Raw genomic sequence first — 23,076 nt, forward strand, 5'->3', positions numbered from 1 at the left:
CTCCGGCCGACCCTGCTCCACGCGTCGGCGCCGTGAAATCGGTTACCGCCCGCATCGCCGAAGAACTCAGCGTCGGCGAACGTCAGGTGGCCGCGGCCGTCGCACTGCTCGACGAGGGCGCGACCGTTCCGTTCATCGCGCGTTACCGCAAGGAAGTCACCGGCAGCCTCGACGACAGCCAGCTACGCACACTGGAGGAGCGCCTCACGTATCTGCGGGAGCTCGATCAGCGCCGCGACGCCGTGATCGCGTCCATCGAGGAACAGGGCAAGCTGACCGACGAGCTGCGCAATGCGCTGCTGGCCGCCGACACCAAGGCCCGCGTCGAAGACATCTACCTGCCCTACAAGCCCAAGCGGCGCACCAAGGCCCAGATCGCCAAGGAGGCCGGTCTTGAGCCGCTGGCCGACCGGCTGCTGGCCGACCCGACCCTGGTGCCCGACGAGGTGGCGAGCGAGTTTCTCAACGAAAACGTCGCCGACGCGGCCGCGGCGCTCGACGGTGCGCGGCACATCCTCATCGAGCGGGTCTCCGAGGACGCCGAACTGGTTGGAGCGACGCGCGAGAAGTTCTGGGCCGACGGTGCACTGCGCACCGCGCCGTGGTCCGAGGAAGCCGCGAAAAGCGCTGCCGCGCAGAAGTTCCGCGACTACTTCGAATTCTCCGAGCCACTCGAGAAGATGCCGTCGCACCGCGTGCTCGCGGTCCTGCGCGGCGAGAAGGAGCAGGCGCTGGCGTTGACGTTCGACGGTGGTGATGACGAGGCCTACCAGGCGATGATCGCCCAGACCCTCGGCGTCGACCTGACCGCGTCGACACCGGCGACGCCGTGGCTGGCCGGTACGGTCCGGCTGGCGTGGCGCACCAAACTCATGATCTCCGCGTCGGTGGACGCCCGGATCCGGTTGCGACAGCGCGCGGAAGAGGACGCTGTGGCGGTGTTCGCCACCAACCTCAAAGACCTGCTGCTGGCGGCTCCGGCGGGCACCCGCACGACGCTCGGCCTGGATCCGGGTTTCCGCACCGGCGTCAAGGTTGCCGTCGTCGACGCCACCGGCAAGGTCGTCGACACCTGCGCGATCTACCCGCACCAGCCGCAGAAGCAGTGGGATCAGGCCAAGGCGACGCTGGCCGCGCTCGTCGCGCGCCACGGCGTCGAGCTGATCGCGGTCGGCAATGGCACCGCGTCGCGCGAAACCGATGCGCTGGCAGCCGAACTCATTGCCGACATCCGCGCGGCCGGCGCCCCGGCACCCACCAAAGCGATGGTCAGTGAGGCCGGCGCGTCGGTGTACTCGGCGTCGGCCTATGCCGCGCAGGAGTTGCCCGAGCTCGACGTGACCCTGCGCGGGGCCGTCTCGATCGCCCGGCGCCTGCAGGATCCGCTGGCCGAGTTGGTCAAGATCGATCCGAAGTCGATCGGCGTCGGCCAGTACCAGCACGACGTGACGCCCGGCTCGCTGGCCCGCAGCCTCGACGCCGTCGTCGAGGACGCCGTGAACGCGGTCGGGGTGGATCTGAACACCGCGTCGGTGCCGCTGCTGGCCCGGGTGTCCGGGGTGACGGAATCGCTGGCCGCCGCGATCGTCGCGCACCGCGAGAAGTCCGGTGCGTTCCGCAGCCGCAGCGCGCTGCTGGAGGTTCCGCGGCTGGGCCCCAAGGCATTCGAGCAGTGCGCGGGCTTCCTGCGCATCCGCGACGGCGAGGATCCGCTGGACGCGTCGGGGGTACACCCCGAGGCCTACCCGGTGGTGCGGCGCATCCTGGACCGGTCCGGGGTCACCCTCGCGGAGCTGATCGGCAACGAGCGTTCACTGCGTGCACTCAAGCCCGCCGACTTCGCCGACGACCGCTTCGGCATCCCGACGGTCACCGACATCCTCGCCGAGCTGGAGAAGCCGGGGCGTGACCCGCGCCCGGCGTTCACGACCGCGACGTTCGCGTCGGGTGTCGAGAAGGTGGCCGACCTGAAAGTCGGCATGGTGCTCGAAGGCGTCGTCACGAACGTCGCCGCGTTCGGCGCGTTCGTCGACGTCGGTGTGCACCAGGATGGCCTCGTGCACGTTTCGGCCATGGCCGACCGGTTCGTGTCCGACCCGCACGAGGTGGTCAAGTCCGGCCAGGTGGTGCGGGTCAAGGTCGTCGACGTCGACGTCGACCGCCAGCGCATCGGGTTGAGCTTGCGGCTCAAGGACGAGCCGCAGCAGAAGGGCAAGCGTCCTGAGCGCAGCGATCGCGGCGGCAACCAGGGACGCGGCGGGGACCGGCGAAACCAGAACCGCGGCAAGGGCTCTGGCCGTCGGGAGTCGAATCAGCCGATGGGCTCGATGGCCGAGGCGTTGCGCAACGCTGGATTCGGGCGCTAACCGCTCACGTCGCGTTCGGTGTCGTGCGTGCGCCACGACCGGTAGCCGCGGTGTGCGGCGAACGCACCGATGACGGCTGTCACGCACCACACGGCGATCGCCGTGTACGCCAGCGGCGCCGACAGGTCGCCGATCGACGCGCCGAGAGCGGTGTATACGAACGCGCGCGGCACCGAACCGATGAACGCGCCGACCGCCATCTGCCACAACGGGACTCCGAATGCGCCGAAGGCGTAGGACGCCAGCGCATCGGAGATACCCGGAACGAAACGTTGCCCGACGACGGCCCACAAGCCGCCGCGCTCGATCTGGCGGTCCAGCCGGTCGGCGCGTTGCGCGCCCAGCAGCGCCCATGCGCTGTGCCGACCGGCCCGCCGACCGACCAGGCTCGCGACGGTCGCGGTACCGACCGTCGAGCCCAGGGTGACGAACGTGCCCAGCACCGGCCCGAACAGCACGCCGCTGCCCGCCGCCAGGATCGGGCCCGGCACGAACACCGCGCCCAGCACGGCCGACACCACGACGTACGCCAACGGCGCCGCCGGGCCGGTTGCGGCGACCGCGGCCCGGATTTCGTCGATCTCGACCACCCGGGACACCAGGACGAACAGCGCGAGCAGGAATCCGACGAACAGCGCGAGCCGAATGATGTGGCGGCGCCGGGAAACGGGAAGGTCCGGTTCGGTCATGTTGGCGTCGATTCTCCCGTAGCGCGTGGGAGATCGCTTCACCGCCAGTCGCGGAACGCCGTGAGCAGCCGGTCGCGGAATGCGGGATCCAGGTTGTCGTCGGGGATCCGGCCGAGGGTCTCGACGGTGACCCGCAGTTGCTGGACGTAGTTCTCGCAGCCGTCGCATTCCAGCAGATGGGTGTCGAACCGCGCCCTGGTCTCCAGATCGAGGGTGCCTTCGAGGTAGGCCGTGACCAGCTCGACGAGTTCGTTGCAGTTCATCGCCATCACGCCTTCTCCTTCAGATAGTCCTCGAGCGCCTGCCGTACAGCCGCCCGTCCCCGGTGCAGCAGCACGCGTTGATTGGCGGCGCTGATCTCGAGCAGGTCGCAGACCTCCGCGGATTCGAGGCCCAGCACATCCCGCATCATGACCACCTCGCGTTGCCGCGGGGGCAGCTTGTCGAGTTCCCGACGGGCCACAGTCATCAGTTCCTCACCGAGAACCGAGCCTTCCGGGGTGTCCGGAAACGGGACGGGCGCCTCGTGTTCCTTCCAGTGTCCGGGCCATCGGTCGCCGGCTTCCCGGAACCGTGCCGGGTCGACGGTGCCACCGCTGGCCGCGAGTACCTGCAGGTCCGCGTGCCGTCGCTCTTTCACGCCGCGCGCCTTGGCGATGTTGACCATGATCGTGAAAAGCCAGGTGCGCAAAGCGGATCGGCCCTCGAACCGGTCGATGCCGCGCAACACGGCGATCCAGGTTTCCTGGACGACCTCCTCGGCGAGCTCATGGGTCGACACATAACCCCGTGCCACGCGCAGCATGGTCGGCGTGTGGAGATCGACGAGCGCAGTGAAGGCCGACTCATCGCCCGCGCGGAGGGCGGCGATGAGACCGGTTTCGCCTTCCACCGCGCTGCTCGCCACGGTGGGATCGTAACGACTCAACGGTGTTCGGCATGCCCCGTCGACAGTGCATCCAGCAAGGTCCACACCGATATCCCGAGCAGGGCGACGTCCTTGATGAGGAACTGACCGGTCGTCGACAGCATCGGGAAGCCGCCGGCCGCGGCCTCGCTGACACCGGGCGTGGTGAACATGAAGCTGATGGTCGCGACGAACAGCCCGGTCGCCAGCACGCTGCCGAGCGCCGACACCCGCGGCAACCACGGTTTGACGGCCAGCAGTGCCGCGGTCGCGAGTTCGAGGACGCCGAGCAGCGCTGAGAACGTCGTCACCGAGAAGATGTCGTACATCCAGCTCATCAGGGGGCTGTTCGCGACGAGTGATTCGATCCCGTGGGCTTCGTACGAGGTGAACTTCATGGCCCCGATCCAGGCGATCACCACCACCAGGCCGTAGCGCGGCAGCAGCGTGCCTGCGGTGGTGAGGGCTGACGGGGTGCGCCCGGCGGTTGGGCTGAGTGGACGGTGAATGACGCTCATGGTCGGTCCCTTCGAGTTCGGATGGTTACCGAACTCAGTGCCCGCCGGACCGCCGAGCGTTACACGCGGGCCGGCACATTCAGGCCGAGGTGGTCGCGCAGCGTCGTGCCCTCGTAGTCGGCGCGGAACACCCCGCGCTCCTGCAGCAGCGGAACCACCTGCGCCACGAACGGGTCGAGCCCGCCCGGCGTGACGTGGGGGACCAGGATGAACCCGTCGCTGGCATCGGATTGCACGAGGTGGTTGATCGACTCGGCGATGGTGGTGGCCGAGCCGATGAAGCTCTGCCTGCCCGTCACCTCGACGATGAGCTCGCGGGTGGTCAGCTTCTCGGCCTCGGCCTTGGCGCGCCATTCGTTGGCGACCGCGATGGGGTCGCGGTGCATGCGCACACTGGCCCGGCCACGCGAGATGGTGTTCTCGCCGACGACGGGATCGACGGTGGGCAGCGGCCCGTCCGGGTCGTGGTCGGACAGGTCGCGGTTCCACAGTTGTTCGAGGAACTTGATCGCGGTGGCCGGCGAGACCTGCGCCAGCCGGACCTCGTGCGCGATGTCGGCGGCCTCGGCGTCGGTGTCGCCGAGGACGAATGTCGCGGCGGGCAGGATCAGCAACTGATCGTGGCGCCGCCCGTACTTCGTGAGCCGGCCCTTGACGTCGGCATAGAACGCCTGCCCCTCGGTGAGCGTTCCGTGGCGCGAGAAGATCGCGTCGGCGGCGCGCGCGGCGAACTCCCGGCCGCGGTCGGAGTCGCCGGCCTGGAAGATCACCGGTCGGCCCTGCGGGCTGCGCGGCACGTTGAAGCGCCCGCTGATGTCGAAATGGTCGTCCGCGTAGGCGAATGCGCCTGCGTCCGGATCGGAGAGGAACACCCCGCTGTCCTTGTCGGCGACGATCTCGTCGCCCGTCCAGGAATCGAACAGGGTGTGCGCGGCGGCCAGGAAGCTCTCGGCCCGCTCGTAGCGCTGGTCTTCGGCCAGGAACCCGCCGCGCCGGAAGTTCTCTCCGGTGAAGGCATCCCACGACGTTACGACGTTCCAGGCCGCGCGGCCTTCGGACAGGTGATCGAGCGACGCGAACTGCCGTGCCACCTCATAGGGTTCGTTGAACGTCGAGTTGATGGTCCCGGTCAGGCCGAGTCGTTCGGTCACGGCGGCCAGCGCCGCGAGCACCGTGAACGTGTCGGGCCGGCCGACGACATCGAGATCATAGATCTGTCCGTTCTGCTCGCGCAGGCGCAGGCCCTCCGCGAGGAACAGGAAGTCGAACTTGCCGCGCTCGGCGGTTTCGGCGAAGTGTACGAACGAGCTGAAGTCGATGTGGCTGCCCGATGCCGGATCACTCCACACCGTGGTGTTGTTGACGCCCGGGAAATGGGCGGCCAGATGAATCTGTTTGATGGGCTTGGTCATTGCGGTTCCTAGCTGGTGGCGTAGCGGTTCGCGGGACGGGGCAGGCCGAGCAGCCCGCGCAGCGTACCGCCTTCGTAGGCAGTGCGAAATGCGTTGCGGCGTTGCAGTTCGGGGACCAGACCATCGGCGATCTGGCGCAGATCGTGCGGCAAAACCGCTGGGCGCAGCCGGAATCCCGCCGCGCCTGCCGCGTGCCAGTCCTGCAGCAGGTCGGCCAGTTGCGCGGGAGTGCCCACGAATACCTCGGCATCGCTGCGGTATTCGTGTCCGAGCCGGTCGTCGAGGTGCTCCTTGCGGGCCTTGGCTGCGCTGACCGTGCCGTCGAGAAAGACCACGACGTCGGCGAACACCTGCACCGGCGCGGCGATCTCGGCGATGATCGACGACGTCTCGGTCGCGCTGTGCGGCGTGACGAAGCCGATGTCGGTGCTGTCGGCGATCAGGCGATAGGCCGGCGCGCCATGGCCGAGCGCGGTGACGATCGGCTGGCCCTGCGGCGGCCGCGGCGTGATCGACGGCCCCTTGACCGAGAACCACTTGCCGGCGAAGTCGATGTAGTGCAACTTTTCCCGGTCGATGAATCGCCCGGTGGCCACATCGCGGATCTCGGCGTCGTCCTCCCAGCTGTCCCACAGCCGGCGCAGCACCTCGACGTAGTCGGCGGCCTCGGCCATCAAGTCGTCCGCGCCCTCGGCGATCTCGCGGCGACCGAAGTGGGCGGCGGCGTCGCGTCGGCCGGTGACCTGGACGCGGATCCCCGCCCGTCCCGAACTGACGTAGTCCAGGGTGGCGATGGCCTTCGACAGATGAAACGGCTCGGTGTGGGTGGCGACCGCGGTCGGCACCAGCCCGATGTGGTGCGTTCGGGGGGCCACCCTGGCGGCGATCAACACCGCGTCGAGACGTCCGCGAACCCGGTCGGTGCGGTCATCGGGACGGAACGGGTGGTCGGACTGCAGCGTGAGCCCGTCTTCGAACGTGACGAAGTCCAAAAGGCCCCGCTCGGCCTCGAGTACCAGGTCGGTCCAGTACCGCGGCGTCAGCAGCTCGGTGGGGCGGGCCTCGGGCTCGCGCCATGCGGCCGGGTGCCAGCCCGTCCCGTCCAGCGCGACCGCCAGGTGCAGGTGGTCATTCGAGGAATCTGACACAGCGATCAGCCCTTCCGTACGTGGTTTCACCGACAACGTGTGCCACGACGTACTCATTCCAGCGCCACACCCGCGCCGCGTCCAGTGCCCGGCCCTGGGCAGGGCGTTCAAGAGATCAGCGCACGGTGATTCAGTCCGGTGACACCTGCCGAGAGGCGGCGGCGATCACGCCGTCCAGAACGTCGCGCGAGGTCGCCAGCTCGCGGATAGCCCGGTCGAGCCGCGCCCGTTCGGCGGTGAGTTCGGTGACCAGCCGCGGCGTGGCATCCGGCGCGGGCCCGCCGTCGCTGTCGCGCATACACGGCAGGAGGGAGGCGATGGTGCGGCTGTTCAGCCCGGCCGCGTAGAGCTCCTGGATGTGGACCACGCGATCGACCGCGCGTTCGGTGTAGTGCCGCTGGCCACTCGCCGTCCGGTCCGACGCCAGCAGGCCCTGCTGCTCGTAGTACCGCAGTGAGCGCTCGCTGACCCCGGTGCGACGCGCCAGTTCCCCAATCCGCATACGCCCGTTATACCGCCGCGGGTTGCCCCTGACACCGGTGTCAGCTCGTACGGTGCCGCCATGACACTCCCGTTCACCTACCAACCCATCATCGAACGCCCGCCGTTGTCCTGGCCTGGTGGCGCCCGCGTGGCGGTGTACATCGGCCTGAACGTCGAACACTTCCTGGTCGACCGGCCCTCGACCAGCATCTGGCCGGGAACTGCGGACCTGGTGCCGGATGCGCTCAACTACGGTTGGCGCGATTACGGTGCCCGCGTGGGGATCTGGCGGACCATCGAGAGCCTGGACCGGTACGGGGTGCGGCCCAGCGTGCTGCTCAACTCCCAGGTGATCGACCACCACCCCCAGATCGTGGCCGCGGGGCTGGAACGTGACTGGGTGTGGCTCGCGCACGGGCAGACCAACTCGATCCTGCACGCCGGCCTGACCGTCGAACAGGAGCGCAAGGTGCTCGCCGAGATCACCGAGCGCATCGGCGATGCCACCGGGCGGCGGCCCCGCGGCTGGATGGGCCCGGGTCTCACCGAGACCGGTAACACGCCGGAACTGTTGGCCGAGCTGGGCTTCGAGTACCTACTCGACTGGACCAACGACGATCAGCCATATCCGCTGACCGTCCCCGGCATGCTCAGCGTGCCCTACTCGGTGGAGCTCAACGATCTGTTGCTCTTCGGAAAGGGTTTCACCGGAGCGGAATTCGTGCAGATAGTGAAGGACCAGTACGAGCAACTGCACGCCGACTCGGCGACCGGCGGCCGGGTGCTGGCATTGGCGTTGCATCCGTTCGTGATCGGGCAGCCGTTCCGGCACAAGTACTTCGACGAGGCGCTGCGGTTTCTCACGAGTCAGCCCGATGTGTGGGTGACCACAAGTGACGAGATCGCCGCGCACTACCGCACGTTGCGGTAGTGGTTCGCCTGTGGGTTGTGCAACAAGATTATTCGAAAGTTTGTTCGACAAGTCGTGGTTGAGGGTGTAACGTAGGGCACAAGTTCGAAGAGAGGTTCTCCCGCCCGGGAAGGGTGTGTGAGGGCTTCGCCCGCGCCACGTTACTGCTGGCTCGATGGGTTCTGGGGATGCTCGGGACTGTCGGCGCCGTTTGTTTGTCGAACCGCACTGTGTGCGACTTTTGTTGAAAGCCTGGGTATCTGTGATGGACGCTCGGTATCTGGACACCGTCATCAATGAGCTGATTGATGAGCTCACCCCGTCGCCTGAACCTGAGGATGGCGCGGATCGTCGGTTGTGTCATTTGTTGGATGGTCCGCGTCGGGTGGTGGATGACGGGCCGTTGTTGGCGGTGCTGGCCGCCGCGGTGACGTTGGGCAACCTGTGTGACTATGTGATCGCCCAGGCGGTCGGGGCTGCTGAGCGTGCCGGGGTTCCGACGCGTAGGCGGTTGCGGTCGGGGGCGCAGGTGTTGACTGCGTTGGGGGTGGCTCCCGCGGCGGCGTATCGGGCCGCTCGGGTGGGTCGGGCTGCGTACGCTCTGCCGGCGTTGACCGGGCAGCAGCGTCTCGGGGCTCTCGGGATTGAGCTCGTGGATGCGGTCGGTAAGGGTGTCACCCACATCGACGGCCGGGGCGAACTATCCGATCAGGAGCGGGCGCAGGTGGTGCGCACGTTGATGCTTCAGACCACACCGGCGGGGGTGGGTAAGAAGGCCCGCGAGATCGCGATCGCCCACACCGCGGCCCAAGGCGAGGGGGCAGAGCCGGGGGTGGCGGTCGCGGAAAACGCTGACCTCAACGAGATGACCTTGCACCAGAACGAGGACGGACGGGTCAACGCCACCTTGGATCTGGATGCGCTGACCGGGGAAGAACTGTTCGCCGCACTGGATCCGCTGTGCCGGCCGGTGCCGCTGCCCGACGGGTCACCGGATCCCCGCTCGACGGAGCATCGTCGCGCAGATGCGTTCGGGCAACTGGTGCGCAGCTATCTGTCCGGTTCCGGGCGTCCCGCCTCTGGTGGGGTTCTGCCGCACGTCACCCTGATCCGGCCCGCGACCGCCGCGACGGTGGCCGCAGGCGGAGGGATGTTCGGTGAGGAACGCGGTGTGGATATGCTCGGGTTCACCGGGCCGATCAGCGGTGTCACCGCCGAGCTGGTCGCGTGTGACAGCACCACGGGGACCGTGTTGGTTGATCCCGACGGTGCACCGCTGGATGTGGGGCGCAGTGAGCGGTTGTTCCCGCCGCACATCCGTAAAGCGTTAGCGATCCGTGATCAGGGATGCGCGTTTCCGGGCTGCGGCAGACCCGTGTCCTGGTGCGATGCCCACCACATAAAACCTTGGGGCACAGGGGGAGTCACCTGTGTCGACAACGGCGTGCTGTTCTGCCGGTGTCACCACACGATGATTCACCACAGTGACTGGCAGGTCTATCTCGGCGCTGATCGTCACCCGTGGTTCATCCCGCCGTATGACCGGGCTGGGCCCGAGCCGCCGCACCTGCGCTCGCATGCCCGACGCACCCTGACCTCGATGCCCACCGCCGCATAACCACCAACCCACTAACGCACCTTGACAACTCCACAGCGAAAAGCCGCCGCACACGTGGCGGGTATCGGCGGACACCGAGCCGCCGGACCTGCCACGGTCGAAAAGCCCCGATGTTCTAGGGGAAAGCTGTAGCGGCATAGCGTTGATCGCGAGTGCGGCACAATACCGGTGTCGGTCGCCGATGATCACGACGCGACGCCGAGCGGTTCGGAGGGCGCCTCGGGAAGCGCCTGGTCCGCGATCGCGCGCAAGGTGCGCAGGATCAGTGCGATGTTCGGGTCGCGCTGCCGGCCGGCGCGGACGACGGCGCTGATGGTGCGCCCGCCGAGATCCAGCCCACCGACGATGAGCCCCTCGAGGGCTGCCGGAACCGAGAGCCGCGGCACGATCGCCGAGGCGACCTCGGTGGCCGCCAGATCGCAGATGTTCTGCGCACCGATCAACCGGTGCTTGACCTGAGGTGTGAATCCGGCACTTTCACCGGCTCGCATGACGGCGGCCCCGAGGCCCGAATTCTGCGGGCCGGTCACCCAGGGACCGTCGGCCAGGGCGGCCAGCCCCTGCTTGCGGATCCTCAGATGGGAATGGGTGGGTGCGAGCAGCACGAGCGGTTCGAACAGCAGAGGCACGGTGTTGAGGCCGCCCGGCGAATCTTGCCCGATGAAGTCGTAATGGCAGGTGATCGCGATGTCGATCTCGCCCTGGCGGAGCAGCCGGATGGACGCCGAACTGGTCTCCTGCTGGACCTGTACCCGCAACTCAGGTGCATCGGTGCTGAGCCGCTGCATCAAAGGCACGGCCAGAGTGGGGATTCCCATGTTGAACGTGGCGATCGCGACTTGTCCGGACACCCGGTCGGTGGTCTCGGCGACGGCGCTCATGGCCTCGTCGACCGCGACCAGTACGCGGCGCACGTGCTCGGCGAGAACCTGACCACTGCGGGTCAAGCCCAGCGTGCGGCCCTCCCGCCGGAACAGGATTGCGCCCACTTCTTCTTCGAGCACGCGAAGTTGTTGGGAAACAGCAGAACTGGTGATGCTCCGGCGTTCGGCCACGGCGGTCACCGAACCGAGGTCGGCCAGATCGGACAGCAGCATCATGCGACGCAGATCCAGCATCAGACACCTCCCGCACTGGCTGCCAACCGGGGACGGACGATGTAGTGCATGGTGGACCTCATCAGCTCGGAGTCAAGGGTCGTCGCGCTCGAAGCAGGTTCAGCGACAACAGTTCGTGATGAGGTCCATCGATGTCACAAGTCGAAATCATGGCAGAAGGACGACGGCGCGCGCAGTGACAGCGCGCGCACCGTCGCCCCTCGGATGCCCCTGAACTGGCGTTATGAGTTGATACCCGCAGGAATCACCGCGGTTGTAATTCCAGCGTCATCCAGGCGGCGTTAAGCGGTTCTGAACGGTTCCGGTAGCCAGAGATGATTGTTCGTAGCGGTCTCCGGCCTGACGCTGACCATGCCATCACGCGTCGTCAAAGGAGTCAGCCCATGACCGAACTCACCGAACGTACCGACACCGGTCTCGATGTCGTGCCGCTCGCCGGTTACATCGGCGCCGAGGTACGCGGCGTCGACCTGAGCAGTGAGTTGGACGCAGGCGTTGTCGAGGAGATCCGTAACGCGCTGCACACCCACAAGGTGATCTTCTTCCGCGATCAGGAGATCGGTCACGCCGAGCAGATCGCGTTCGCCCGCCGGTTCGGCAAGGTGACGCCGGCCCACCCGCACGAGGAGGAACCGCCGGAGGGGTTTCCCGAGATCCTGCCGATCGACAGCAGGCGCTACGAGCGGAACCTCGGCCGCAAGCGCACGTCCTACGACAACAGCTGGCACACCGACGTCACAGCGCTGGTCAACCCGCCCGCGGCATCGATCCTTCGAGCGCACCTCCTGCCGCCCTACGGCGGGGACACCGCATGGACCAATCTCGTTGCGGCCTACGAGAACCTGCCGAAGGAACTCCGTGAGTTCGCCGACAAGCTCGATATCAAGCATCAGTTCAACACCAGGGCGGTCGAAGGCAGTCAGCGCGACCGCAAGGTGCGCGAGGCGAATCTGGTGGCCTATCACCCCGCGGTCCGGGTGCACCCGGTGACCGGCGAGCGGGCGTTGTTCGTGAGCCCCGGGTTCACCCGGGGTGCCCGCGAGATCCGCGGCTACACACCGTCGCAGAGCGAGGCGATCCTGAAGTTGTTGTGGGAGGAGGCGACGCGCACCGAGTACACCGTCCGATTCCGGTGGGCCCCGGGTAGTGTCGCGTTCTGGGACAACCGGGCGACCTCACACCTGGCCATCGCCGATGCCGGTCACCTCGATTACGACCGGGTGCTCTACCGCGTCACGCTCGAAGGTGACGTGCCCAAGGGCGTCGACGGTCGCGAGTCCGAACTGGTCTCGGGCGAACCCTTCTACGGCTCCTGACAAGAAGAAACGGATCACCGATGACAGCAACACCAACCCGCCGGCTGGGGATCGACGGCCCCGAGGTTTCGGCAATCGGACTGGGCTTCATGAGCTTTCGTACGGGAGCAGGCCTGGATGACGAGAAGCAGGCCAAGGACATCGTCGATGCCGCGATCGACCTCGGTATCACGCTGTTCGACACCGCCGACATCTACGGCCCGGAGTTCAGCGAGACTCTGCTCGGCAAGGCCATCGAGGGGCGGCGGGACGCCCTGACCATTGCGACCAAGTTCGGTAACCGGCTCGACCGCGACAGCAACCCGGACGGCCGCGCGCTCGACGGGCGCCCGGAATACGTGCGCAGCGCGATCGAGGGTTCCCTTCGGCGCCTGGGCGTCGACCACGTCGACCTGTACTACCAGCACCGGGTCGATCCGCAGGTGCCGATCGAAGATACGGTCGGGGCGTTGAAAGAGCTTGTGGAGGCCGGAAAGATCCGCCATGTCGGGCTGTCCGAGCCTGGTCCGCAAACACTGCGGCGCGCGCACGCGGTACATCCGATCGCGGCGGTCCAGAACGAATGGTCGTTGTTCACCAGGGACATCGAGAACGACACGGTCCCCGTGGCACGCGAGCTCGGCATTGGAATCGTGCCGTATTCACCGTTGGGCCGGGGCTGGCTGACCGGACGCGTGCGGACGGCCGCCGACGTGACCGGTGTGCAGGCCCGGCATCCGCGGTTCGGTGCCGATGTCTTCGACCGCAACCTGGCCCTTGCGGACAACGTGGCCGAGATCGCCACGGAGATCGGCGTCAAGCCCAGCCAGGTGGCGCTGGCCTGGGTGTTGTCCCGGGGTCAGGACGTGGTGCCTATCCCGGGCACACGGCACGTCGAGTACCTGCGGGAGAACATCGGTGCGCTCGATGTGGCGCTCACCGATGAGCACCTGCGGCGGCTCGAGACGATCGCGGAGCAGGTTGCCGGCCACCGGTCGATCCGGCCCGAACACCTTGGTGTCGAAGCTCCGGTCGGGGCGGCGTCGTGACGGTCATCGCGCGATACGGCGACGCCGAGGCAACCCTGGGGATCCACAACGAGACTCTCGCCGTGCAGCTTGCGCACCGTTCGGTGCGCAAGTTCACGCCGGAGCCCGTGACCGACGAGCAGCTTTCGGCGATCGTCGCGGCCGCCCAGTCGGCCGCGACGTCGTCGAACCTGCAGCCGTGGAGTGTGATCGCGGTCCGCGATCGGCAACACAAGGCCCGGTTGGCCGAACTGGCGAACAGGCAGCAGTTCATCGACGAGGCACCGTTGTTCCTGGTGTGGATCGCCGATCTGGGCCGGGCCCGGCGCATCGCCGCGCAGACGAGTGCTCCGCTGGACGGTGCGGACTATCTGGAAACCGCCATCATCGGGTTCGTCGACACGGCACTGGCCGCGCAGAACGCTGTGGTCGCGGCTGAATCACAAGGCCTGGGGACTGTTTTCGTAGGGGCTGTCCGCAATCATCCCGAAGAGGTGGCGGCCGAACTGGGCTTGCCGCCGCATACGGTGGCCACGTTCGGGCTGGCGGTGGGACACCCAGATCCGACCGAGAACGCCGGGATCAAGCCGAGGCTGCCGCGGGACGCGGTGCTGCACCGCGAACGCTATGACGCGCAGACCGCCGACGCGTACATTCCGGGGTACGACGAGCGGCTTGCCGCGTACAACTCCCGATATGGCCTGCCGGGCAACTGGAGTCAGCGCGTGCTCGCGAGGCTGGCAGGCCCGCAGTCGCTGTCGGGCCGGCATCGGTTGCGCGAGCAGCTCGAGCGGTTGGGCCTGCCGTCGCGCTGACGCGCCACCCGCCGAAAGTGCAGAAGATGGCGAGATTTCCGAGAAATCTCGCCATCTCCTTCACTTTGGGCGAATGACAGCTCAGTAGAAGCCGCTGTCTGGCAGTGCGGCTCCGTTGACCGCGACGTCTCCGAGCACCCTGGCCTTGTAGACAGTCGGGTTGTGCGAGAACAGGGTCCGCAGGTTGCGCCAGTGCCGGTCCAGATGCGTGGAGGCGCGGACCGACGAGGCGCCGCCGACGTCGAAGATCCGCGACGCCGCGCGCAGCGCCGGATCTTCGATGGCGACCTTGACCCGGGCGGCCGCGATCGAGGCCCGGGTCTCCAGACCGGCGTCGACACCGCTGACCCGGGCGGCGTCCAACGCGGACGCCAGTTCGGTGGCCGCCCGCAGCACCACGGCTTCCGCAGCGTAGGCGACCGCGTCGATCTCGCCGACAACCGCGAGCAGCTGGGGATCGCCGGACGGCGTCTCGGCCGTCGCGAACGTGTAGGTGCGGTGCCGGTCGCGCACCAGGGCAGCGGCTTCGCCGGCAGCGGTGCGCAGGATTCCGGCGGCGATCGCGTGCAGGTACAGCTGGACCAGGGCACCGCGGGCCCGGTCGACGCCGATTCTCGTGCCCAGCGCGAGCACCTCGTCGTCGGCCACCTCCACATCGGTGAAAATCGTGGTGCCGCTTCCGGTGTGGCGCTGGCCGACCCCGTCCCAATCGTCGGCGTGAGACACCCCGTGGCGATCCGCCGGCACCACGGCCGCGAGCGGTTCTCCGTTCTCGTTCTCCGCGGTCACCCGCAGATAGTCCGAGAACTGCGCGCCCGTGCTGTAGAACTTCCGTCCGGTCAGTCGCAGCCCGTCGGCCGCGCGCACCAATTTGGTGTCGTAGCTCTGTCCGCCCACGCGTTTGGTGCTCTGCTCCGAACTCACGCCGCCGATCAGGCGCCCTTCGGCGACCACCGCGAGCCACCGCTGCTTTGCGGGGGTCACCGGAACGCGCTGCAGTTCTTCGGCATTGGCGAAGTGCACGCGCAGGATGTGGGCCAGGTCCGGATCGGCGGCCGCGAGCGCGATCAGGAATTCGAAGAACTCGACGGCGCTGTAGCCGCCACCGCCCAGTTCAGTGGCCAACCGCACTGCGCCGAGCCGATGTTCGCGGACGAGCTGTAAGCCCAGGTTCGGCGGCTCGTGCCCGCCCTCGTCGAGCCGGCGGCGGTAATCCGTCGCGATCGCGTCGAGCACGTCCTGCAGGTCCGCTCCGCGGGGCGCGGCGATCTGCACGTCTTCAACAGTCATCGGTCGGTCGATCCTTTCTGCGGGCCAGCGGTCGCTGACTCGTCGATCCAGGTGTCGTAGAACCACGGCACCGAGTTGGCCGCGTTGGCGAAGCCCCGCACTCGGGGCGCCACCGCGAAGATCTGGGTGTCCTCCAACAACGGGATGGAGTAGGCGTTGTCGATGACGTAGTTGTTGTATTCCTCAAGCACTTTCAAACGCTGCGCCGGATCGGTCGCGCTGATCTGGGCGTGCAGCAGCCGGTCGATGTTCGGGTCGGCGCCGTCGAGCGCGTAGAGATCGCCGCCCTTGCTGTCGTAGTTCTGCCACAGCCGGACCGGGTCGGCGGTCGGCCAGCCGTTGCGGCGCAAGCCCACCGAGTCCTCGATACTGGCCGTCGGGTAGTTGGCGAAGTCGGTCTGGCGGATCACCAGTCGGATTCCGATGCGCCGGAGTTGGCGCTGGATCAGCTCGTACATGGGTTTGGCGGTGTGGTCGTAGACGTCGACGTAGATCTTCACCGCGAGTTCGTGGCCGTCCTTGATGCGGTAGCCGTCGCCGTTGAGGTGAGTCCACCCGGATGCCTCGAGCCGGCGGACCGCCTCGTCCGGGTCGTAGCGCACCGCGTCGCTGCGATCCGTGTAGCCGGGGAAGTTCTTGGTGACGATGTTCTGGGCGGGTTTCCAGTTGTCGGTGTAGAGGGTGTGCAGGATCTCGTTGCGGTCGATCCCGAATCCGATCGCCTTGCGGACGTTGATGTCTTTCATGAACGGAGCGGTCTGTCGGACGTCGAGCACGTTGGCCAGCCCGGGCGTCCGCAGCCCACGCACATCGAAACCTTCACGCGCGAGCAGACGTTCGTCGGGCGGCTGAGAGTAGCGGATCGCGTCGGCCTGCCCGGCGCGCAGAGCCCCGACCCGCACGCTGTCCTCGGTCACCGGGATGACGGTGATGCTGTCCAGATACGCCTCACCCTGATGCGGTGCGGTCGCCGGAGCCCAGTCGTAGCCGCGGCGCTTGGCGAGCACGACCTTCTTGTCCGGAATCTCGGAGACCGCGACGAACGGCCCGGAGCCGATCAGGTTGGTGACGACGGACTGCTTCTCCTTGCTCGCGTCGATCGTGGCGTCGGCGACCAGGCCCGAGGTGTTCAGCGACAGCACGGCGATGAACGGCGCGTAGGGTTCGGTCAGGGTGACGCGCACGGTGCGCCGCGGATTGTCGGCGGTGATCGAGTCGACCTTGGGGAAGTAGGTGTTGCGGGTTATGCCTTTGGCCTTGTCCCCGTTGGCTTCCCAGTCGAGGTTGCGCCGCACCGATTCGGCGTCGAGCGGTTGACCGTTGCTGTACGTGACGCCGTCGCGGATGGTGAATTCGTAGACGCGCTTCGAGCTGTCCACGGTCCAGCGCTCGGCGATCCACGGGACGAATTCGAAGGTCTTCGGATCCTGGTAGACGAGCCGGTCCAGCAGCTGGTCTTTGAGGAGGCTGTTCTGCCAGTAGCCGACCTGGATCTGCAGCGACGCGGGCGCTTCGGCGTCCAGATAGGTCAGGTCGCCGCCGCGATGACGGCTCGCGTCGTGCTGTTCCGGTGAACCGCAGCCGGCCAGGCCTGCCGTGAGCACCACCGCTGCCACGAGGGCCGCCGCCCGGCGCTGCACGCTCATGCCGCGCGGGCCGGTGCGCCGGGGATGGCGTCGAGCAGACGCCGGGTGTACGCAGCCGTCGGCGCAGTGAAAACGTCCACGGTCGGTCCGGTTTCCACCAGCCGCCCGTGTTCGAGCACGCTGACGTTGTCGGCGACCTGGCGGACCAGGCTGAGGTCGTGGGAGATGAACAGGTAGGTCAACGTCAGCTCGCGCTGCAGTTCGACCAGGAGCTCGACCACCTGCGCCTGCACGGTGACATCGAGTGCCGAGGTCGGTTCGTCGAGCACCAGGATGGGCGGATGCAGCACGAGAGCCCGCGCGAGAACGACCCGCTGCCGCTGTCCGCCCGATATCTCGCGCGGTTTGCGGTCGGCCAGACTGCCCGGAAGACCGACGCGGTCAAGCGCTTCGGCGACATCATGTCGTCTTTGCGCGCGTGACCCGATCCGGTTGATCCGCAACGGTTCGGCGATGGCGTCACCGATCGTGAACCGGGGATCCAGTGCCGCAAGCGGGTTCTGGTGGACCAACTGCAACGTCCGCGCCTGCGCGCGTTGCCGCGCCGGGTCGAACGGTGTGCGCGGGCCGCGACCGACACCGTCGACGACCACCTCGCCGGCATCGAAATCGGTCAGGCCTGCCAGCACCCGGGCCACCGTGGTCTTGCCGGAACCCGATTCACCGACGAGCGCATGGATCGATCCGGTACCGACGTCGAACGTCACCCGGTCCAGTGCCCGGGTCTCGCCGTACTGCTTCACCAGGTCACGGATCTCGAGGATCGGTTCGGCAGCGGGCTGCGGTGAATCCCACGACCGGGCGTACTTGTCCGGGGACAGGGCGGGCGCGTCGGCGATGAGCTGGCGGGTATAGGTGTCCTGCGGTGCCACCAAGACGTTTGCGGTCGAACCGGTCTCGCGCACCACGCCGTCGCGCAGCACGACCACCTGGTCGCTGTGCTGTTCGGCGAGGGCCAGATCGTGTGTGATGAACAGGACACCCAGCTGTCGTTCGCGCCGCAGCTCGTCGAGCAGTTCGAGAATGCGCTGCTGCACGGTGACATCGAGCGCCGACGTGGGTTCGTCGGCGATCAGCAATCGGGGCTCGCCGGCGACGGCGATCGCGATGAGCACCCGTTGCAGCTGGCCGCCCGAGAGTTGGTGCGGGTAGCTGCGGGCCCGCTTGCGCGGTTCGGGGATGCCGACACGGTCGAGCAGCTCGACGGCGCGTGCGTGGGCATCGCGGCGGTCCGCGATCCTGTGCACGACGAGCACTTCGGCGATCTGGTCGCCGATGCGCTTCATCGGATCCAGCGAGCCGAGCGGATCCTGCGGGACGAAACCGATGGTGGCACCGCGCAGCTCACGCCACTGGCGTTGCGGCAAGCCTGTCACCACTCGGTCGGCGACGTGGATCTCGCCTGCGGCCACCCGCCCGTTGTCGGGAAGCAGGCCTTGCGCGGCGCGCGCGATGGTCGACTTGCCCGAACCGGACTGCCCGACCAGCGCGACGACCTCACCGGCATTCACACCGAACGTGACGTCCCGCACCACCGAGCGTGTCCCGTAGTCGATGGTCAGCCCGGAGACTGTAAGCAACGCAGAAGAACTCATGTCAGCCGACCTTCTTTCTGATGATCTGGGCGAGGCGGGACAGGCTCATCACGGTCAGCACGATCGCGACGGACGGGAAGAACACCAAGCCCGGGGCGGAATTGATGTAGTTGCGCCCCTCCGAGATGAGCAATCCCCACTCCGGCTCCGGAGGTTGCGCCCCGTAGCCCAGGAAGCTCAACGAGGCGATGGCCAGTATCGCGGTGCCGAACTGCAGGGCAGCCAACGACAACACCGCCGAGTAGGAGTTGGGCAGCACATGGCGGAACAGCAGTGTCAGGTGACCGGCCCCGAGATGCTCGCTGGCCTCGACGAACGGCAGGTTGCGCGTGGCCAGTACCTCGGAACGGGCCAGCCGGGCGAACACCGCGATCGACGACACGCCGACCGCGATCGCCGCGTTCACCGTGCCGAAGCCGAGCGCCACGATGATCGTGATGGACAGCAGCAGGGTGGGAATCGACAGCAGCACATCGACGATCCGGCTGATGATGCTGTCGGTGGCGCGCCCGAAGTACGCGGCGAACAGACCCAGCGCGGTGCCGACGACCAGACCGATCACCACGGCGATGAACGACCCTGCGATGGTGGCCGCTGTGCCGGCAACGACCCGGCTCAGCAGGTCACGCCCGATGTAGTCGGTGCCGAACGGATGGGCGAGGCTCGGGCCCGCCAGCGGCAGCGCGGGATTCTCCTGCAGCGGATCGTAGGGGGCGATCACATCCGGCGCTGCGATCATCGCCGCGACGAGTACCAGGAATGCCAGCGGCACGGCATCCCACGCGCTGATCCCGCGCAGCCGGCCGATCCGGGGGATCTGCACCGAGGACGGCAGTACGCCCGTCGTGCTCATGCGCTCACCGCCGCGGCCCGGGGCGCCGACCGTTCGATCCGGGGGTCGATCAGCGGATAGAGCAGATCCACAGCGAGATTGACGATCACAAAGGTGGCCGAGACCGTGATCACGACCGCCTGGATGATCGGGGTGTCCTGGTTGCGCACCGCGGTCTCCGTGAGATAGCCGATGCCGGTGCGGTTGAAGATGGTTTCGGTGATGACGGAGCCGGCGAGCAGTTCGCCGACGGTGATCGCGACGATGGTCACGGTGGGGATGGATCCGTTCTTGAGGAGGTGGCCGAAAATTATCCGCTGGTCGCCAAGGCCTTTGGCGCGTAACACCTCGACGTAGGGTTGCCCGGCGGCGTTGCTCAACCCCTGGATCAACACTTGCGCGATCGGTGCGGCAACGGGCAGTGCGAGCGGCAACGCTGCCAGCACAGTCGATCGAAGACCCTCGTCACGCACTGCCGACACCCAGCCAAGCTGGAACGAGAAAAGCTGTAGTGCAACAAGACCCGTGACGAACACCGGGATGGACAGGAATGCCGGCGGCAGCGCCCGAGCGGCTTCCCGCACAGTCGGCCACGGTGCGAACACCGCGGCCAGCGCGATCGCGAAACCCAGCAGTGCGGCCAGGACGAACGCCACGCCGGCAAGGGCCAGCGTGGAGGGCAGTGCGTGGGCCAGCAGACGCGACACCGACTGGCCGCTGTTGAGCGAGAATCCGAGATCGCCTGTGAACAGCCGCTGTACCGAGACGCCGAACTGCACGACTGCCGGGTCGCTGAGGCGGTAGTAGTCCCGCAACACCTGGGCGTCCTGGTCGGAGATGGGGTTCTCGGGATTGGAGATCTGCTGCTCGATCGGATCGCCCGGCAGTACGTTGAGCACGAAAAATACTGCGGTGTAGGCCAGTACGATCACCACCGCTGACTGGGCGATACGCCGCAGCGTGAAACTCAACACGACTGCGAAGCTATTGCCCACTCGGGCGGACGACGAGAATTCGCACCTTTAGGAACTTTAAGCCGACAGTTCACTTGTACTTAAGCGTTACCGGCACCGGCATTTGGACTTCGGCTGATCGCAATAATTGTCTGATCCGGCGGTCGACGTAGCGTCGAATTCATGGCTGTCACATTGTCGGTCGGGGTGGAGGTGATCGGTGACGGGCTCACCGGGATTCCGGCACGGGGTATCGCAGATCTGGCCCGGCGGCTCGAAAGAGCGGGGGTGGCCTACTGGGTGATCGGCGCCGAGCGGGGCGAGGCCGGTGAGGAGCCCGCGACAAGCCTCGATGCGTCGCTCATCGCCACGATCGCGGCCCGGCACAGCTCCACCCTGGGCCTGGTCGTGGCCGCGGCCGGGCACCGAGACCACCCCTACAACCTGGCGCGCCGGCTGGTATCGGTCGACCACGCCGCACAGGGCCGGGTCGGCTGGCTCGCCCTCGACTTCGATCATCGCATCGCGCTCAATGCCGCGACCGACACCTGGACCGGCGCTGAACTCGACCCGGTGCACACCGCACACGCCATCACCGCGGTACGGACGCTGTGGCGCACGTGGCCGCTCGATTCGGTGGTGGGTGACCTGACCACCGGGGTCTTCGCCGACACGGCCCGCATCCGCCGAGCCGACGTGCATGAGGGTTACGCCATCTCGGGACCGCTGAACGTGCCCGGTTCGGTGCAGGGCGATCTTCCGGTGTGGCAGCAGGTGCCGCCGGGCACACCCGCACCGGGCGCGGACCTGGTGATTGTCGAGGACGGCGATCCCATCCCGGCAGACAGTGCCGCGGTGGTGCGACTGCGTGCGGCCGAGGGAATCGGTGCCGCACTCGACAGGATCGCCCGGTCCGGCGCGGCCTCCGGTGTGGTGTTGCGGCTGAAACCTTCTGCGCTGCAGGACGTGCTGGAGAAGGTCCTGCCCGATGCGCGCCGCCTCGGGGTCGTGGCGAGCCCCGGCGCGGGAACGCTGCGCGACCGGCTGGGCCTGCCGGTGCCGGCCTACCCGGACCTGTCCGATCACCCCGTTGTCTTCGATACTGCCCCGACCCCGGGAGGGCGACTGTGACCGAGCGTCAATTGATCCTCAACGTCAATGTGCTCAACGTCGGCATCCATACCGGTTCCTGGCAACGGAGCACAGAACCGCCCACGTCGTTCACCGATCCGGGCTACTACGCGCGTATGGGGCGGATCGCCGAACGGGGCAGGCTCGACGCGCTGTTCCTCGCCGACGGCCCGGCCCTGCGTGAGCATCCGGCGCTGCGGCCTTCGCAGGCGCTGGAACCCAGCGTCATCCTGGCGTCGGTCGCGGCCGAGACTGAGCACCTCGGCCTGATCGGGACGCTGTCCTCGACCTTCAACGACCCGGTCGAACTGGCTCACCGGATGCTGGCGCTCGACGAGCTCTCGGGTGGCCGGTCGGCCTGGAACGTCGTCACGACGTATTCACTGCCCGCGGGTGGCAATTTCGGCCTGGCCGATTACCCGGACCGCTCGACGCGTTACCGGCGCGCCGCCGAGTTCGTGGATGTGGTGCGGGCCCTGTGGCGCGACGCGGCCGACGCCAGCGGGCGCGGCATCGACCATCACGGCGAGTTCTTCACGGTCGTCGGGTCGCTGCCGCAGGGCCCGTCGCCGCAGGGCTATCCGCTGCTGGTGCAGGCGGGCGGGTCACCGCAGGGTAGGGAGCTGGCCGGGCGCATCGCCGACGCGGTCTTCAGCGCCGAGCTCGATCTCGGTGCGGGCATCGACCACTACCGGTACGTCAAGGATGTCGCCGTGGCCCACGGCCGCCGCCGGGGCGACGTCAAGATCCTGCCCGGGTTGATCACCACGATCGGCAGCGACCGGGCCGAAGCCGAGCGGCGCTACGAGGAGCAGAACGCCCTGCTGCCGACCGGCCACGATCTGGAACGGTTGTCGCAGGTGCTCGGCGAGGATCTGTCGGGGCTTCCGCTCGACGCGCCGGTGCCCGCGCGGCTGCTCGGCGAGGTCGCCGATCCGGCGAAATTCGGTGCATCGCTGGGCTTCCGGGAATCCATCGTCAGGCTCATCGAAACCGGACGGCTCACGCTGCGGCAGGCGGTGCGCGAGTTCAGCGGGGCCGGACACCGCGTGATCGTCGGGTCACCGGTGGACGTGGCCGACACGATCGAACACTGGTTCCTGGCCGGCGCGGCCGACGGGTTCAACCTCATGCCCGACGTGTTCCCCGACGGCCTGGAGGTCTTCGTCGACGAGGTGGTGCCGCTGCTGCAGGAACGCGGGATTTTCCGCACCCAGTACGCCGAATCGACACTGCGGGAGCGGTTCACGGGGCTGCCGTACCCGGTCGGTGCGTTGAGCCTGGTGCCCCGGCGCCTGGCGTAACAGCCGCGGGTACCTTGT

At 67.6% G+C, this 23,076-nt stretch carries 21 protein-coding genes; 8 read left to right on the top strand and 13 right to left on the bottom strand.

Annotated features, from left to right (window positions below; genetic code table 11):
* Nucleotides 1-32 precede the first annotated feature (32 nt).
* A complete protein-coding gene (locus G6N67_RS29030; RefSeq protein ID WP_051579237.1) occupies nt 33-2,366 on the top strand; it encodes a Tex family protein in 2,334 nt (777 codons plus the stop codon).
* Here the strand turns inward: G6N67_RS29030 and G6N67_RS29035 are convergent.
* From G6N67_RS29035 to G6N67_RS29065, 7 genes are all read right to left on the bottom strand, one after another.
* Nucleotides 2,363-3,055, bottom strand: a complete 693-nt coding sequence (locus G6N67_RS29035; protein ID WP_036441033.1) for a TVP38/TMEM64 family protein — start codon at nt 3,053-3,055, stop codon at nt 2,363-2,365. The genes G6N67_RS29030 and G6N67_RS29035 overlap by 4 nt on opposite strands.
* 38 nt (nt 3,056-3,093) lie before the next feature.
* Nucleotides 3,094-3,318 (bottom strand): anti-sigma factor family protein, encoded by a 225-nt coding sequence (locus tag G6N67_RS29040; protein WP_036442169.1) that lies wholly within the window; start codon nt 3,316-3,318, stop codon nt 3,094-3,096.
* A 5-nt stretch (nt 3,319-3,323) separates the two neighbouring features.
* Nucleotides 3,324-3,962, bottom strand: coding sequence for an RNA polymerase sigma factor (locus G6N67_RS29045; RefSeq protein ID WP_036441036.1), 639 nt, complete (start codon nt 3,960-3,962; stop codon nt 3,324-3,326).
* 17 nt (nt 3,963-3,979) lie between these two features.
* Nucleotides 3,980-4,480: a YkgB family protein gene (locus G6N67_RS29050; protein WP_036441039.1), complete on the bottom strand. Its 501-nt coding sequence runs from the start codon at nt 4,478-4,480 to the stop codon at nt 3,980-3,982.
* 59 nt (nt 4,481-4,539) lie between these two features.
* A complete protein-coding gene (locus tag G6N67_RS29055; RefSeq protein WP_036441043.1) occupies nt 4,540-5,892 on the bottom strand; it encodes an NtaA/DmoA family FMN-dependent monooxygenase in 1,353 nt (450 codons plus the stop codon).
* A gap of 8 nt (nt 5,893-5,900) precedes the next feature.
* On the bottom strand, nt 5,901-7,040 hold the full coding sequence (locus tag G6N67_RS29060; protein ID WP_051579283.1) for an LLM class flavin-dependent oxidoreductase: 1,140 nt from the start codon (nt 7,038-7,040) through the stop codon (nt 5,901-5,903).
* A 130-nt stretch (nt 7,041-7,170) separates the two neighbouring features.
* Complete coding sequence (locus tag G6N67_RS29065) at nt 7,171-7,542, bottom strand: MerR family transcriptional regulator (RefSeq protein ID WP_036441046.1); 372 nt, start codon at nt 7,540-7,542, stop codon at nt 7,171-7,173.
* Nucleotides 7,543-7,602: 60 nt separating this feature from the next.
* Between G6N67_RS29065 and G6N67_RS29070 the strand changes: the two genes are divergently transcribed.
* On the top strand, nt 7,603-8,454 hold the full coding sequence (locus G6N67_RS29070; protein ID WP_036441049.1) for a polysaccharide deacetylase family protein: 852 nt from the start codon (nt 7,603-7,605) through the stop codon (nt 8,452-8,454).
* 367 nt (nt 8,455-8,821) lie between these two features.
* Complete coding sequence (locus tag G6N67_RS29075) at nt 8,822-10,051, top strand: HNH endonuclease signature motif containing protein (protein ID WP_235684069.1); 1,230 nt, start codon at nt 8,822-8,824, stop codon at nt 10,049-10,051.
* A 185-nt stretch (nt 10,052-10,236) separates the two neighbouring features.
* Here the strand turns inward: G6N67_RS29075 and G6N67_RS29080 are convergent, their stop codons facing one another.
* The gene (locus tag G6N67_RS29080) at nt 10,237-11,169 is read right to left on the bottom strand and encodes a LysR family transcriptional regulator (protein ID WP_036441056.1); all 933 of its coding nucleotides are present in this window, start codon (nt 11,167-11,169) and stop codon (nt 10,237-10,239) included.
* 383 nt (nt 11,170-11,552) lie between these two features.
* On the opposite strand from G6N67_RS29080, the gene G6N67_RS29085 reads away from it, so the two are divergent.
* From G6N67_RS29085 to G6N67_RS29095, 3 genes are read left to right on the top strand one after another with little or no spacing between them, the layout of a single operon-like run.
* Nucleotides 11,553-12,485, top strand: coding sequence for a TauD/TfdA dioxygenase family protein (locus G6N67_RS29085; RefSeq protein WP_036441059.1), 933 nt, complete (start codon nt 11,553-11,555; stop codon nt 12,483-12,485).
* 20 nt (nt 12,486-12,505) lie between these two features.
* Nucleotides 12,506-13,513 carry an aldo/keto reductase gene (locus tag G6N67_RS29090; protein ID WP_036441062.1) on the top strand — a complete coding sequence of 336 codons (1,008 nt, stop codon included), beginning with the start codon at nt 12,506-12,508 and terminating at the stop codon, nt 13,511-13,513.
* Complete coding sequence (locus G6N67_RS29095; protein WP_036441065.1) at nt 13,510-14,307, top strand: NADPH-dependent oxidoreductase; 798 nt, start codon at nt 13,510-13,512, stop codon at nt 14,305-14,307. The genes G6N67_RS29090 and G6N67_RS29095 overlap by 4 nt, the downstream gene beginning before the upstream one ends.
* Nucleotides 14,308-14,388: 81 nt before the next feature.
* Here the strand turns inward: G6N67_RS29095 and G6N67_RS29100 are convergent, their stop codons facing one another.
* From G6N67_RS29100 to G6N67_RS29120, 5 genes are read right to left on the bottom strand one after another with little or no spacing between them, the layout of a single operon-like run.
* Nucleotides 14,389-15,597 (bottom strand): acyl-CoA dehydrogenase family protein, encoded by a 1,209-nt coding sequence (locus tag G6N67_RS29100; RefSeq protein WP_036441068.1) that lies wholly within the window; start codon nt 15,595-15,597, stop codon nt 14,389-14,391.
* Complete coding sequence (locus G6N67_RS29105) at nt 15,594-17,243, bottom strand: ABC transporter substrate-binding protein (protein WP_051579238.1); 1,650 nt, start codon at nt 17,241-17,243, stop codon at nt 15,594-15,596. Before G6N67_RS29105 ends, G6N67_RS29100 begins: the two co-directional genes overlap by 4 nt.
* On the bottom strand, nt 17,240-18,838 hold the full coding sequence (locus tag G6N67_RS29110; RefSeq protein ID WP_036441071.1) for a dipeptide ABC transporter ATP-binding protein: 1,599 nt from the start codon (nt 18,836-18,838) through the stop codon (nt 17,240-17,242). Before G6N67_RS29110 ends, G6N67_RS29105 begins: the two co-directional genes overlap by 4 nt.
* A gap of 1 nt (nt 18,839) precedes the next feature.
* Nucleotides 18,840-19,691, bottom strand: coding sequence for an ABC transporter permease (locus tag G6N67_RS29115; RefSeq protein WP_051579239.1), 852 nt, complete (start codon nt 19,689-19,691; stop codon nt 18,840-18,842).
* Nucleotides 19,688-20,644: an ABC transporter permease gene (locus tag G6N67_RS29120; protein WP_229480556.1), complete on the bottom strand. Its 957-nt coding sequence runs from the start codon at nt 20,642-20,644 to the stop codon at nt 19,688-19,690. Before G6N67_RS29120 ends, G6N67_RS29115 begins: the two co-directional genes overlap by 4 nt.
* 162 nt (nt 20,645-20,806) lie before the next feature.
* Here G6N67_RS29120 and G6N67_RS29125 point away from each other — a divergent pair, with 162 nt between their 5' ends.
* Nucleotides 20,807-21,754 carry an LLM class oxidoreductase gene (locus G6N67_RS29125; RefSeq protein WP_036441074.1) on the top strand — a complete coding sequence of 316 codons (948 nt, stop codon included), beginning with the start codon at nt 20,807-20,809 and terminating at the stop codon, nt 21,752-21,754.
* 29 nt (nt 21,755-21,783) lie between these two features.
* Complete coding sequence (locus G6N67_RS29130; protein WP_081812850.1) at nt 21,784-23,058, top strand: NtaA/DmoA family FMN-dependent monooxygenase; 1,275 nt, start codon at nt 21,784-21,786, stop codon at nt 23,056-23,058.
* Nucleotides 23,059-23,076 lie beyond the last annotated feature (18 nt).

Origin of the sequence: Mycolicibacterium mageritense (genome assembly GCF_010727475.1) — a bacterium.
Lineage (GTDB): Bacteria > Actinomycetota > Actinomycetes > Mycobacteriales > Mycobacteriaceae > Mycobacterium > Mycobacterium mageritense.

What these genes read in the sequence shown, in the direction of transcription:
- G6N67_RS29105 (WP_051579238.1), bottom strand. Translation starts at nt 17,243, where the DNA reads ATGAGCGTGCAGCGCCGGGCGGCGGCCCTCGTGGCAGCGGTGGTGCTC.
- G6N67_RS29080 (WP_036441056.1), bottom strand. Translation starts at nt 11,169, where the DNA reads ATGCTGGATCTGCGTCGCATGATGCTGCTGTCCGATCTGGCCGACCTC.
- G6N67_RS29065 (WP_036441046.1), bottom strand. Translation starts at nt 7,542, where the DNA reads ATGCGGATTGGGGAACTGGCGCGTCGCACCGGGGTCAGCGAGCGCTCA.
- G6N67_RS29125 (WP_036441074.1), top strand. Translation starts at nt 20,807, where the DNA reads ATGGCTGTCACATTGTCGGTCGGGGTGGAGGTGATCGGTGACGGGCTC.
- G6N67_RS29035 (WP_036441033.1), bottom strand. Translation starts at nt 3,055, where the DNA reads ATGACCGAACCGGACCTTCCCGTTTCCCGGCGCCGCCACATCATTCGG.
- G6N67_RS29055 (WP_036441043.1), bottom strand. Translation starts at nt 5,892, where the DNA reads ATGACCAAGCCCATCAAACAGATTCATCTGGCCGCCCATTTCCCGGGC.
- G6N67_RS29085 (WP_036441059.1), top strand. Translation starts at nt 11,553, where the DNA reads ATGACCGAACTCACCGAACGTACCGACACCGGTCTCGATGTCGTGCCG.
- G6N67_RS29090 (WP_036441062.1), top strand. Translation starts at nt 12,506, where the DNA reads ATGACAGCAACACCAACCCGCCGGCTGGGGATCGACGGCCCCGAGGTT.
- G6N67_RS29110 (WP_036441071.1), bottom strand. Translation starts at nt 18,838, where the DNA reads ATGAGTTCTTCTGCGTTGCTTACAGTCTCCGGGCTGACCATCGACTAC.
- G6N67_RS29040 (WP_036442169.1), bottom strand. Translation starts at nt 3,318, where the DNA reads ATGAACTGCAACGAACTCGTCGAGCTGGTCACGGCCTACCTCGAAGGC.
- G6N67_RS29070 (WP_036441049.1), top strand. Translation starts at nt 7,603, where the DNA reads ATGACACTCCCGTTCACCTACCAACCCATCATCGAACGCCCGCCGTTG.
- G6N67_RS29100 (WP_036441068.1), bottom strand. Translation starts at nt 15,597, where the DNA reads ATGACTGTTGAAGACGTGCAGATCGCCGCGCCCCGCGGAGCGGACCTG.
- G6N67_RS29115 (WP_051579239.1), bottom strand. Translation starts at nt 19,691, where the DNA reads ATGAGCACGACGGGCGTACTGCCGTCCTCGGTGCAGATCCCCCGGATC.
- G6N67_RS29050 (WP_036441039.1), bottom strand. Translation starts at nt 4,480, where the DNA reads ATGAGCGTCATTCACCGTCCACTCAGCCCAACCGCCGGGCGCACCCCG.